The organism is Paenibacillus haidiansis, from assembly GCF_036553665.1.
In the GTDB taxonomy this organism is placed as follows: domain Bacteria; phylum Bacillota; class Bacilli; order Paenibacillales; family Paenibacillaceae; genus Fontibacillus; species Fontibacillus haidiansis.
The window spans coordinates 165,191-177,604 of the sequence record NZ_JAZHPZ010000002.1; the positions used below are offsets into that span (position 1 = coordinate 165,191).

Sequence of the window (12,414 nt, forward strand, 5' to 3'; positions counted from 1 at the left end):
ACCTCTATTCGTCAGCCAGCCAGGTGCGAAGCAAGTTGACGAATTCGTCCGGCTTCTTCTTGGCCAGCGTCTCCAGCTGTTTGCGCACTTGGTTCTCGTTTGTGACAGTTTCCAAATTAATGGAAGGAAACTCCGGCGTAAGCGGCAACGGAATTTCTTCTTCCGCTTCTTCTTGTTTGTTTCTGTTGCGGCGGATCAGCAGGAATACGACTCCCGCGATCGCGAGCAGCGCCGCGGCGCCAACGCCCCATACCACCGGACTGGAAAGGCTCAAACCGGATGTGTTTGCCCCCGAGCTGTGGAAAGGTTGCGAGTAAACAGAAACTTTTCTCTCCAAATCTGCGTCTGTATAAGTAGTACCTGAATCGGCCAAATAGGAGCCGACAATGTTGGTCAAAATGTTCTCGATGGCCGTTTGGGTCGTATCGTCCAAAGTTTGTTGCCCATCCGGTGGTTCAACGGCCACATTAATGGTTAAATCCTTTATAACGTATGGACTGGCCACGATATCTTTGGTGATCCGGTTGACCTCGTAGTTGATCGTCGAAGACGATTCTTCCGAGGATGCGCCTGCGCCGCTCGTATCGGCCGCAGGATAGTTGGCTACGTCCGTTTCTCCGGTGCCCGCTACGCCGCCCTCGGGGTTTGCCGCGCCGGTATAGCTTTTTTGAATTTTTTGGGCGCTGATCTCGATACCTTTCATATTTTCGGTATCCACCGGGGTCACGAGATTTTCCTTCTGGCTTACCTGGTCGAAATTAAGCTTGGATGTGACCAGAACCTCAACCTTGTCTTGGCCCATCAATGTCGCCAAAAATTGTTTGACGCTTTGCTTTACGTCGCTCTCGAATTTTTTCTGCAGAGCCATATTTTCCTGTACGGCCGTCATCAGCGAACCGGTCTGTCCGCCCTGCCCCGTCGGCAGCAGCACTGTGTCATTGCTGGATGATAGCGATATGTTCTCGATCGGCAAATTCGGAACCGAAGTTTTTACGAGATTGAAATAGCCGTCAATCGCTTCCTGGCTCGGACGATAGCCCGGTTTGAACGACACCACCACGGAGGCGGATGCTTTCTCCTGTTCGTTGGGGCTTGCAAATACGTTCTCCGCCGGAAGGTTGATCAGCACTTTAGCATCATTAACCCCCTGCATTCGTTTCAATAGCTGTTCAATTTCACCGTTTAAGGCACTTTTATATTTGACGTTGAATTCATTATCCGTCATCCCGATCAGCGAGGAGCTTTCGTTAAAAGCTTCCCATCCGATGGATCCGTTCTGGACGATCCCTTGCGAACCTACATCGACCTTGACGCGGGACGCGTCTTTGCTGGGAACCGATATGCTCGTTCCGTCCGGACCGAGTTTATACGGAATTCCGCCGGACTCCAAATATTCGATAATTCCCGCGGCATCCGTGGAATCGAGATTGGTGAAGGCCACCTCGTACTCCGTTTTGGAAAATTGTACGGTCAGCAGAACTATGGCCAACAAGATAATGCCTATCGTGGAAATCAGTAATATTTTTTGTTTTTTGCTAAAACGGCTCCAATACCCGGTCAATTTGTCCCGGTATTGGACAATTCTCTCATTCACAATGTCACCTCATCCGAAGCATGCTAAATTTGTTAAATTTGCGTACGCATTATCTCTTGGTAAGCTTCTATCACTTTGTTTCTAACTTGCGTAGTCAACTGTAAACTTAACATGGCTTGTTCGGAGGCGATCATCACCTGGTCCGCGCTTACTTCCCCCAGCATAAATTTGCTGTTCATGCTTTGAACGTTTTGCTCCTGGGCGGCCACTCCCTCCAAGGCCTCCGACAGAAAGGAGCCGAAGTCCTTCATGGCTTCCGCCGGGGTAGGAGAGGCCGGCTTGGTCGGCGAGGCAATATCTTCCACAGTCTTTAAATGATTCAAGTTTATCGCCTGTATCAATGGTCAACACTCCTTACTGTTTGATATTTTTATTTACCGATTTGCAGCGCTTTTGTGATCATCGCTTTGCTGGCATTCAAGGCGGTAACGTTCGCTTCATACGAGCGGGTGGCCGAAATGGCATCAACCATTTCCTTCAAAATATCCACATTCGGCATATAAACATAGCCCTCGCTGTCCGCATCCGGGTGTGTCGGATTATAAACCGGCTTAAACTCCGAAGCGTCTTCCTTGATTTCCGTGACCTTGACGCCCCGGCTTGCCTGGGTTTTCCCCATTGCCGAATCGAGCACCTGGCCAAATTCCGTCTTCATCGGCGCCATGACGACCATCTTCCGGCGGTAAGGAACGGCTTTGCCGTCCACGACCTGCGCTCTTGTCGTTTCGGCATTGGCGATATTCGACGAGATTACGTCCATCCGGAGGCGCTGGGCAGTCAATGCCGATGCGCTGATGCTAAAGCTGTTGCTGATGTTCACTGTCCGTTATCCCCTTTCCAATGCGGTTCGCTTCATTTTGATTTGGTAATTAATTTGTTCTATGTAGGAATTGTAGCGCAACTGGTTTTCCGCAAGTTGCGTCATCTCGCTATCAATATCCACATTGTTCAGGTTGTTGTTCATCACTGTGGATTGATCCGTCGTCACTGCCGGCTCAGGCAAAAGGGACGAAAGACCTATGGTGAAATGCCTTGCGTTCGTACGGCGTCCTTCCAGCGACGGAGTCGTGCCGTTCATCTCATTTTGCAACAGGCTTTCAAAAGAAACGCTCGACCGTTTGAAATAAGGGGTGTCCACATTTGCGATATTATTGGCAAGAACACCCTGCCTGAGATTGGCCGCCTGCAATGCGGTTTCCAGCGCCCGAAACCCCGTACCGTTCAATAATTGCATCTAACTATCCCCCCTTAAAATGTCGAAAAAAATCTAGGTTTAGATATTCAACAATCATCCAAACAATTCCTCTTTTTTCGACAAATATTACGTTTTCGTCATCTTTCTGACGTCCTAGTGTAGCAAAATTTAGCAGAATGTCATATATCCTAAGTTTCAGGGAGATTTCATTTTATTACAATAAGAAAAAAGGACTATCTTTGACAAAATTACCGATAAATTTTGCACTTTATGAAATATTTTCAAGTTATTCGAAAAATATCGACAAAAATTTGATTTTATTAATTTTTAACATTGCGCTAATAACACGACAAAGGCCGTAGGACCCCTGTATAGCTTTAGGTCCTACGGCCTTTTATTAAATAATTAGCTGATTTGGAAGATATCCGGTTTATAAAATATACTGGCTCAAATCCCTGTCCTTGGCGATGTCCCCGAGCTTCTCGCGCACATATTCCGGAGTGATCGTCATTTTATCCAAGGTCAGCTCGGGCGCTTCAAACGACAGATCCTCCAGCAGTTTCTCCAGGATGGTATGGAGCCTTCTGGCCCCGATATTTTCCGTATTGGCGTTGACGCTTGCCGCAATCCGCGCAATTTCCCTGATGGCTTCCGGCGAAAAATCGATCTCGATATTCTCAGTCCGCAGCAATTCACTATATTGCTTGGTCAGCGCGTTTTTGGGCTCGGTAAGAATCGACACGAAATCGTCCAGCGACAGGCTGCCGAGCTCCACCCGGATCGGAAAACGCCCCTGCAACTCGGGAATGAGATCCGAGGGCTTAGCGACGTGGAAGGCTCCGGCCGCGATAAAGAGGATATAATCGGTCTTCACCGGACCGTATTTCGTCATGACCGTGGAGCCTTCCACGATCGGCAGGATGTCGCGCTGAACGCCTTCGCGGGATACGTCGGGACCGGAGCCCTGCCCCTTGCTTGCGACTTTATCGATTTCGTCGATAAAAATAATGCCCGATTGTTCCGCGCGTTCAACCGCTTCCTGGATGAGGTCGTCGTGATCGATCAGCTTGGACGCTTCCTCCTGCGTCAACACTTTCCGCGCTTCCTTCACCGACAGCTTTCTTTTTTTGGTCCGCCGCGGCAGCAAATTACCGAACATCTCCTGCATGTTCATACCGAGCTGATCGTTTCCTTGTCCGGCAAACATATCCATCATGGTCGGGGAATTATCCTCCACCTCGACCTCGACGATATCGTTCTCCAGCTGCCCGGCCAGCAGCTTGAAGCGTACCTGGCGCCGCCGTTCGGTCAGATTGCCGTCCTCGTCGTTTTGCTCCTGGGCGTTCTTGCCTTCGCTTCCGCTCGCATTGCCGAACAGCATTTCAAACGGGTTGCGGTTGTTTTTGGATTTGCTTTCGGAAGGAACGAGGATTTGCACCAGCCGTTCATTGGCCAGTTCCTCCGCCTTGTCCTTGACCTTCTCCGTGCGCTCCAGCTTGACGGTGCGGATGGCGGTTTCGACGAGGTCTCTTACCATCGACTCGACATCTCTGCCCACATAGCCCACTTCCGTAAATTTTGTCGCTTCCACCTTGATGAACGGAGCGCCTACCAGCTTGGCAAGACGGCGGGCAATCTCGGTTTTCCCGACCCCCGTGGGGCCGATCATCAAAATGTTCTTCGGTACGATTTCATCCTGAACCTCTTCGCTGAGCAGGCTGCGCCGATACCGGTTGCGGAGCGCGACCGCGACGGATTTCTTCGCCTGTTTCTGCCCGACGATATACTTATCCAATTCGGCGACGATTTGTCGCGGCGTTAAATTTCCGTTTGGCATAACTTATCCCGTCCCCTCCGTTCACAATTCTTCAACAATGATATTGCCGTTTGTGTATACGCAGATCTCGGAAGCGACCTGAAGCGCTTCACGGGCGATATCTTTAGCTTCCAGCTGACCGGCATGCCGTTTGAGCGCCCGGGCCGCCGAGAGCGCAAAATTCCCGCCCGAACCAATCGCCAGCACGTCGTCATCCGGCTCGATGATTTCGCCGCCTCCGGAGATCAGCAGCATGCCGGAATGATCCATCACGATCATGAGCGCTTCCAGCTTGCGGAGCGCGCGGTCCATCCGCCACTCCTTGGCGAGCTCCACGGCCGCTCTTTGCAGATTGCCGTGATGCTCTTCCAGCTTGCCCTCAAACTTATCGAACAAAGTGATCGCATCGGCCACGGAGCCCGCAAAACCGGCCAGTACCTGACCCCTGTATAATCTGCGGACTTTCTTCGCGGTCTGCTTCATCACGACGTTTTCGCCAAAAGTAACCTGCCCGTCCCCGGCGATCGCTCCTTTGCCGTTATGACGGACGGCGCAAATCGTAGTGGCATGAAAACTAGGAACCATGAATACCGCTTCCTTCCCTCGTGTTATACGTAGCTGGATAATCTCCAATCTCTATTAAGATATGTTCTCGCCGTGCGCTATAGCCCCTTGCCCTCGATAAAAGAACGCAGGCTGTCCAGCGCTCGGCGGGCGAGCGCCTCGTTTTTCTCCGCTTTTTTGCGGTAGCGGACATCCGGCTTGGGGAACAGGCCGAAATTGGCGTTCATCGGCTGAAAATGCTCGAAATCGGCGGTCGTGATATAGCGCGCCATGCTGCCGAGCGCCGTATCCGCCGGAAAGACGATGCCTTCTTTGTCGGCAAAGGCAAGCGCGGCGTTGATGCCCGCGATCAGTCCGGACGCCGCCGACTCCACGTATCCTTCCACTCCGGTCATTTGCCCGGCAAAAAAGAGTTTCGGCGCCTTTTTCAACTGATAGGTAGCCTCCAGCAAGCGCGGAGAATTGATAAACGTATTGCGGTGCATAACGCCGTAGCGGACGAATTCCGCATTCTCCAAGCCCGGAATCATAGAGAAGACCCGCTTCTGTTCCCCCCACTTCAAGTGGGTCTGGAAACCGACCAGGTTGTAGAGCGTGCCTGCGGCATTGTCCTGGCGCAACTGAACGACCGCGTACGGAAGCTTGCCGGTGTGCGGGTTGACCAGGCCGACCGGCTTCATCGGGCCGAACAGGGCCGTCTGCTTGCCCCGGCGCATCATAATTTCAATCGGCATGCAGCCTTCGAAATAGACTTCCTTTTCAAATTCCTTAAGCTGTGTCACTTCTGCAGTGATTAACGCTTCGTAAAAAGCGTCGAATTCCTCCTCCGTCATCGGGCAGTTGAGGTAAGCGGCCTCCCCTTTGTCGTAGCGGGATGCAAGATATACTTTGTTCATATCAATGGAGTCCTTCTCCACGATCGGAGCGGCCGCATCATAGAAATAGAAATAATCCTCGCCGGTCAATTTGCGGATTTGTTCCGACAGCGCCGGAGAGGTCAGCGGGCCGGTCGCGATAATCGCAATGCCGTCCTGCGGTATTTCGGTAATCTCTTCATTAACGACCTCAACCAGCGGATGCTCGTGCAGTGTCCGCGTAATTTCGTCGGAAAAGCCGTCCCGGTCGACGGCTAATGCACCCCCGGCTGGCACGGCGTTACGGTCGGCGGCGCCCAGAACCAGCGAGTTCAGCATCCGCATCTCTTCCTTGAGCACCCCGACCGCATTCGTAAGGCCGTTCGCCCTCAGCGAGTTGCTGCAGACGAGCTCGGCGAATTTGTCGGTGTGGTGGGCCGGCGTCTTCACGACCGGCCGCATTTCGTATAAAGTCACGGGCACGCCCCGGCTCGCGAGCTGCCAGGCGGCTTCGCTGCCCGCCAACCCCGCGCCGATCACGGTTACCCTTCCAGTGTCTGTCACGTTAGTTCCCCCCAGTTCTTACTCTTCTCTCTCATCTTATTCGGCCGCGGTCTCGTCATCGTGTTCCTCAATCGGCTCCACGTAATCGCAAGACGTGCACTGCAGCTTGCCTCCCTGCTTGTTCCGCTTCTCCACGAGCAGCGAGCCGCATTTCGGGCACGGCTTCGGCGAAGGTTTATCCCAGGAGACAAAATCGCATTCCGGATACCGGTTGCAGCCGTAGAATACTCTTCCTTTCTTGCTGCGCCGTTCCACCACATGGCCTTCCTTGCATTTCGGGCAGGTGACGCCGATGTCCTTGATGATCGGCTTCGTGTTCCGGCAATCCGGAAATCCCGAGCAAGCCAGGAACTTGCCGAACCGGCCCAATTTGTAAACCATATGGCGGCCGCATTTCTCGCAAATCTCGTCGGAAATCTCGTCCGCGATTTCGATTTCCTTCATTTCTTCCTCGGCGACTTCCAGCCGCTTCTCGAAGGTCTCATAGAACTCGCTGAGCACCTTCACCCAATCCTCGGAGCCCTCCTCTACATGGTCGAGGTCGTCCTCCATATGGGCGGTGAATTCCACATCGAGAATTTCCGGGAAAAATTGCTCCATCTGCTCGATGATCAGCTCCCCGAGCTCGGTCGGCACGAATTTCTTCTCTTCGATCGCCACGTAACCGCGTTTCTGGATCGTTTCCAGAGTCGGAGCATACGTACTCGGGCGTCCGATGCCAAGCTCCTCCAGCGTCTTGACGAGCCGGGCCTCGGTATATCTTGGCGGCGGCTGGGTGAAATGCTGCTTCGGGTCGATCTCCTCCAGGGCCAGTTTATCCCCGGTGTGCAGCGGAGGCAGAAACTTGTCATCCTCGCTCGTGCCGTCGTCATTGCTTTCCACGTACACCTTCATAAATCCCGGAAAACGGACTTTGGAGCCGACCGCGCGAAAGACCGCGTCGCCCGCGGCGATGTCGACGGACATCGTATCCAGGACGGCGGAAGCCATTTGGCTGGCCATGAACCGCTCCCAGATCAGCTTGTAAAGGCGGTATTGGTCGCGGCTCGTAAACGCCTTGACCGACTCCGGATCGCGCAGCGCTGAGGTCGGACGGACGGCTTCGTGCGCGTCCTGGGCATTTGTCGCCTTCTTGGAATATTGGCGCGGCGATTCCGGAACGAAATCCGCTCCGAACTTCTCCTGAATATATTCCTTGGCTTCCTCCTGCGCCGAAGCCGCGATCCGGGTCGAATCCGTACGCATATACGTGATCAGGCCGACCGTGCCCTCTTTGCCGAGGTCGACGCCTTCATATAGCTGCTGGGCAACGGACATCGTTTTGGCCGCGCGGAAATTCAGCTTGCGGGCCGCTTCCTGCTGCAGCGAGCTCGTCGTAAACGGCGCGGCCGGATGACGAAGCCGTTCTTTTTCTTTGACATCGGCCACTGTATACTCGGCGCGTTCAATCGACTTCAGAATCTCCTTGACCTGCTCCTCGTTTCCGAGCTCCAGCTTTTCGCCTTTGTACTGGTGGAATTTCGCTTCGAACGGCGTCCCTCCGGTCTTCAGCTTGGCCGTGATGCTCCAGTATTCCTCGGGTACAAACGCCGAGATTTCATTTTCCCGGTCGAGGATAATCTTGACGGCAACCGACTGAACCCGGCCTGCCGACAAGCCCTTCTTTACTTTTTTCCATAACAGCGGGCTGATCTTGTAACCGACCAAACGGTCGAGTATGCGTCTCGCCTGCTGGGCGTTTACGAGGTCCATATTAATCTTGCGGGGCGTTTTAAAAGCATCCTTGACAGCCTGCTTCGTAATTTCATTAAAGACCACACGGCAGGTTTCCGTCTGATCCACATCCAGTACATGGGCCAAGTGCCAGGCTATCGCCTCACCTTCGCGGTCGGGGTCAGCCGCCAGATAAATCTTTTTGACCTTTTTGCTGGCATCCTTTAATTCCTTTAATACTGAACCCTTCCCACGGATTGTTATATACTTCGGACTGAAGTCGTTTTCTACTTCAACCCCCATTTGGCTTTTGGGCAAATCGCGAACATGACCCATTGAGGCTTTCACGATGTATTTACTCCCCAAGTATTTGCCGATCGTTTTCGCCTTGGCAGGCGATTCCACGATGACGAGTGAATCCGCCACAGGTTCATCCTCCTCTCAAACGACTAGAAACTTATGCTCAAGTGAAAAGAAATATAGCCTTTATGTCAAGTTATTCTTGGTTAGATCGGACTATATAATCTTGTAAACAAATCCCGGCAGTTGGACTACCGCTTTTTTCATGATTAAAGATAACAGAACTGAATGTAAAAGTCCAAAATCCCATCCGGACTCCTCCATCAATCCTTCAAAACTGGTATTCCCCTGCTCCAACATATGGTATATTCGCCGCTCCTCAATTGTCAACTCGTTCACGTCGGCAACAGGCGGAGTTTCCCTGGAAACACCCTTCAGCCAAGGGCCGTATTCCTCCAAAATGTCGCCCGGCTCCATCACCAGCTTGGCGCCTTGTTTGATCAGCCCCAGCGTTCCCCGGCTTTTCGGCGAGGTGATCGGCCCCGGGACGGCAAACACGTCGCGCCCTTCCTCCAACGCTTGATCCGCCGTGATCAGCGAGCCGCTGCGAACATCGGCCTCGACCACGACGGTTCCGCGGCTGAGGCCGGCGATGATGCGGTTCCGCTGCGGGAACATCCCGGGACGGCCTTGCGTACCGACCGGGTATTCGGACAAGATCAGCCCCCGCTCGGCGATTTGCCTGTAGAGCCCGGCATGCTCGCGGGGATAGGCGACATCGATGGCCGTGCCGAGCACCGCGATCGTCAAGCCTCCGGCATTTAGCGCGGCCTGATGGCATATCCCGTCAATTCCGCGCGCCAGCCCGCTGACGATCGCAACGCCTTGAGCGCATAAGCCTTCGGTCAGCCAGGTCGCTACTTTGCGCCCGTACGCGGTCGGCACCCGCGTCCCGATCATGGCGATCGAGAGGCTCGCCAGGAGCTTGGTATCGCCGATAGTGTACAGCACCCAGGGCGGTCTGCCCGTTTCCTTCATTAATATAGGATACGAAGGATCGTAAACCGTGATTGGACGAATTCCTTTCCGGTCCATCAGTTCCATCCTTGCCTCGATCCAGCTTGGCGTAAAACCCTGGCTCATCCGCAGGGCCAGTTCGCTTTCCAGGCCACGCTCCATCCAATCCGCGGGACTAAAATCCGGCGCATGCTCCCAATCGTCATTTCCCGACAAAATGCCGGCTATCTTTTTCCAGCCGATCCCCGGGCTTTCATGCAAACCGATCAGTATTGAACGCTTATCCATTCATTCCCTCACTCCCCTATCAAAATAGCCATAAAAAAAGCAACCCTCCGTCCCGTGGACCTGAAGGTTGCTTACCTTTTCCTTATTATAACAGAATCGCCTTAATGTGTCGTGCAGCTATTTAAAATTCCCCGCTCTTCAAGTACGCTAACCAGCGTCGCTCCCATTTCGGAAGGCGTCGGCGCCACGCGGATGCCGCATTCCTCCAGCTTGGCGATCTTCTCTTTCGCCGTGCCCTTGCCACCGGAGATAATCGCCCCGGCATGCCCCATCCGTTTGCCCGGAGGAGCCGTCACGCCGCCGATAAAGCCGACGACCGGCTTCTTCATATTGTCGCGGATCCATTCCGCGGCTTCCTCTTCCGCGGTGCCGCCGATTTCTCCGATCATGATCACCGCATGGGTATCGTCATCTTCATTGAACATCCGCAAAATATCGATAAATTCCGACCCCTTCACCGGGTCGCCGCCGATGCCGACCGCCGAGGATTGCCCGATGCCGCGGGTCGTCAACTGATGGACCGCCTCATAGGTGAGCGTTCCGCTTCGCGAGACGACGCCGACATGGCCCGGCAGATGGATATAGCCCGGCATGATCCCGATCTTGCATTCTCCCGGCGTGATGACGCCCGGACAGTTGGGACCGATCAGGATTGTCTTTTTGCCTTCCATGTAACGCTTTACCTTCACCATATCCAGCACCGGAATCCCTTCCGTGATACAAATAACGAGATCCAGCTCGGCCTCCACCGCCTCCAGAATGGAATCGGCTGCCGCGACCGGCGGCACGTAAATGACGCTTGCCGTCGCCCCGGTGGCTTCTTTGGCTTCCCGGACCGTGTTGAACACCGGCAGGCTGGCGGTTCCTCCGTTCTCAAGCGCGATTTCTACCGTAGTCCCGCCCTTGCCTGGCGACGTGCCGCCGACCATTTGCGTGCCGTAATCGAGCGCGCCTTTGGCATGGAACAGGGCCGTTTTCCCCGTAATCCCCTGGGTAATGACTTTTGTATTTTTATTCACCAAAATACTCATACTTTGGGCCTCCCCCTTTAGGATACTAAAGAAACGATTTTCTGGGCTCCGTCAGCCATCGAATCCGCGGATACGATCGCCAGGCCCGATCCGGCCAAAATACTTTTGCCGAGTTCCACATTCGTGCCTTCAAGGCGGACAACCAGCGGACGGTCCAGTCCGACCTGGGTCGCCGCCTCGACGATCCCCGACGCGATCACATCGCATCTCATGATCCCGCCGAAAATATTGACGAAGATGCCTTTTACCTTGGCATCCGACAATATAATCTTAAACGCCTCCGTTACCTTCTCGGCGGTTGCGCCGCCCCCTACGTCAAGGAAATTGGCGGGATCGCCGCCGTAATATTTGATGATATCCATCGTGGCCATCGCCAGGCCGGCGCCGTTCACCATGCAGCCGATGTTGCCGTCCAGCGCAATGTAGCTGAGATCGTACTTCGACGCTTCGATCTCCTTCTCGTCCTCCTCTTCCAGATCGCGCAGCGCTATAATATCCTTATGGCGGAACAGGGCGTTGGAATCGAAATTGAGTTTGGCGTCCAGCGCCATCACGTTTCCGTCGCCCGTAACGACCAGCGGATTAATCTCCGCGATGGAACAGTCTTTATCCGCAAACGCTTCATACAAGGCCAGCATGAACTGAGCCGCCTTGTTTACCAGCTCCTTCGGAATGTTGATCGCGAACGCCAGTCTGCGGGCTTGGTAGGCCTGCAGCCCCAGCGCCGGGTCGATCACTTCCTTGAATATTTTCTCAGGCGTCTTCGCCGCCACTTCTTCAATCTCCGTGCCGCCTTCCTCGGAAGCCATCATGACGACGCGCCCGGTCCCCCGGTCCACAACGACGCCGACGTAATACTCTTTCTTAATGTCGCAGCCCTGCTCGATCAGCAGCCGCTTCACTTCCTTGCCCTCCGGTCCGGTCTGGTGGGTAACCAGCACTTTGCCGAGCAGCTCGGCGGCGTAACCGCGAACTTCGTCCAAATTTTTTGCCACTTTTACCCCGCCGGCTTTCCCCCGGCCTCCGGCATGAATCTGCGCCTTGACGACGACCACCGGACTAGCCAGCGCTTCCGCCGCTTCCACGGCTTCATCGACCGTAAATGCCACCCGTCCCTCGGGAACGGCAACCCCGTACTGCTTCAGGACTTCTTTTCCTTGATATTCATGGATATTCATGCTTGGAATCCTCCTATCAATAGGCGGTATATTGGTAAGCAACAAAATAAAACCCAAATCATTGTAACATGATTTTAAAACGCTTTCCTTAAAATGTTCATAATTTATACACAACTTTTTTATATGATTTTGATCTCATATCGATATGGATCAAGTGGAAGTTTATCACCGATTATTTCCTGACTAACCGAGTCGAAACATGTTTTCCGTGAAAGCGCACTCAGTGTTTACAGTCAAAACAAAGAACTAATTTTATCGAATTGATTACATCCCTTATTTAGCCATATCGGTTTGCGATCA

11 protein-coding genes are annotated in these 12,414 nt (G+C 53.5%); all 11 read right to left on the reverse strand.

All coding sequences use genetic code 11. From position 1 onward, the window contains the following. Positions 1-4: 4 nt before the first annotated feature. The 11 genes from fliF to sucC all read right to left on the reverse strand — a co-directional run bounded on the left by fliF (position 5) and on the right by sucC (position 12,114). On the reverse strand, positions 5-1,594 hold the full coding sequence (gene fliF, locus V3851_RS05165; RefSeq protein ID WP_331845455.1) for a flagellar basal-body MS-ring/collar protein FliF: 1,590 nt from the start codon (positions 1,592-1,594) through the stop codon (positions 5-7). Between the two features lie 32 nt (positions 1,595-1,626). Next, positions 1,627-1,935 carry a flagellar hook-basal body complex protein FliE gene (gene fliE, locus V3851_RS05170; RefSeq protein WP_414859263.1) on the reverse strand — a complete coding sequence of 103 codons (309 nt, stop codon included), beginning with the start codon at positions 1,933-1,935 and terminating at the stop codon, positions 1,627-1,629. 29 nt (positions 1,936-1,964) lie between these two features. Next, entirely contained in the window at positions 1,965-2,414 is a 450-nt protein-coding gene (gene flgC / locus V3851_RS05175; RefSeq protein WP_331845456.1) for a flagellar basal body rod protein FlgC, read from the reverse strand. A gap of 6 nt (positions 2,415-2,420) precedes the next feature. Then, positions 2,421-2,828, reverse strand: a complete 408-nt coding sequence (gene flgB, locus V3851_RS05180; RefSeq protein ID WP_331845457.1) for a flagellar basal body rod protein FlgB — start codon at positions 2,826-2,828, stop codon at positions 2,421-2,423. A 391-nt stretch (positions 2,829-3,219) separates the two neighbouring features. Beyond that, complete coding sequence (gene hslU, locus V3851_RS05185; protein ID WP_331845458.1) at positions 3,220-4,626, reverse strand: ATP-dependent protease ATPase subunit HslU; 1,407 nt, start codon at positions 4,624-4,626, stop codon at positions 3,220-3,222. Positions 4,627-4,647: 21 nt separating this feature from the next. After that, on the reverse strand, positions 4,648-5,190 hold the full coding sequence (gene hslV, locus V3851_RS05190) for an ATP-dependent protease subunit HslV (RefSeq protein ID WP_331845459.1): 543 nt from the start codon (positions 5,188-5,190) through the stop codon (positions 4,648-4,650). A 77-nt stretch (positions 5,191-5,267) separates the two neighbouring features. Continuing rightward, positions 5,268-6,602, reverse strand: a complete 1,335-nt coding sequence (gene trmFO, locus V3851_RS05195; RefSeq protein ID WP_414859270.1) for a methylenetetrahydrofolate--tRNA-(uracil(54)-C(5))-methyltransferase (FADH(2)-oxidizing) TrmFO — start codon at positions 6,600-6,602, stop codon at positions 5,268-5,270. Positions 6,603-6,623: 21 nt separating this feature from the next. Next, complete coding sequence (topA, locus tag V3851_RS05200) at positions 6,624-8,726, reverse strand: type I DNA topoisomerase (protein ID WP_331845461.1); 2,103 nt, start codon at positions 8,724-8,726, stop codon at positions 6,624-6,626. A gap of 90 nt (positions 8,727-8,816) precedes the next feature. After that, on the reverse strand, positions 8,817-9,905 hold the full coding sequence (gene dprA, locus V3851_RS05205) for a DNA-processing protein DprA (RefSeq protein ID WP_331845462.1): 1,089 nt from the start codon (positions 9,903-9,905) through the stop codon (positions 8,817-8,819). A gap of 101 nt (positions 9,906-10,006) precedes the next feature. After that, complete coding sequence (gene sucD / locus V3851_RS05210) at positions 10,007-10,936, reverse strand: succinate--CoA ligase subunit alpha (RefSeq protein ID WP_331845463.1); 930 nt, start codon at positions 10,934-10,936, stop codon at positions 10,007-10,009. Between the two features lie 17 nt (positions 10,937-10,953). Further along, a complete protein-coding gene (sucC, locus tag V3851_RS05215) occupies positions 10,954-12,114 on the reverse strand; it encodes an ADP-forming succinate--CoA ligase subunit beta (protein WP_331845464.1) in 1,161 nt (386 codons plus the stop codon). Positions 12,115-12,414 lie beyond the last annotated feature (300 nt).

What these genes read in the sequence shown, in the direction of transcription:
- flgB (WP_331845457.1), bottom strand. Translation starts at nt 2,828, where the DNA reads ATGCAATTATTGAACGGTACGGGGTTTCGGGCGCTGGAAACCGCATTG.
- hslU (WP_331845458.1), bottom strand. Translation starts at nt 4,626, where the DNA reads ATGCCAAACGGAAATTTAACGCCGCGACAAATCGTCGCCGAATTGGAT.
- hslV (WP_331845459.1), bottom strand. Translation starts at nt 5,190, where the DNA reads ATGGTTCCTAGTTTTCATGCCACTACGATTTGCGCCGTCCGTCATAAC.
- dprA (WP_331845462.1), bottom strand. Translation starts at nt 9,905, where the DNA reads ATGGATAAGCGTTCAATACTGATCGGTTTGCATGAAAGCCCGGGGATC.
- sucD (WP_331845463.1), bottom strand. Translation starts at nt 10,936, where the DNA reads ATGAGTATTTTGGTGAATAAAAATACAAAAGTCATTACCCAGGGGATT.
- sucC (WP_331845464.1), bottom strand. Translation starts at nt 12,114, where the DNA reads ATGAATATCCATGAATATCAAGGAAAAGAAGTCCTGAAGCAGTACGGG.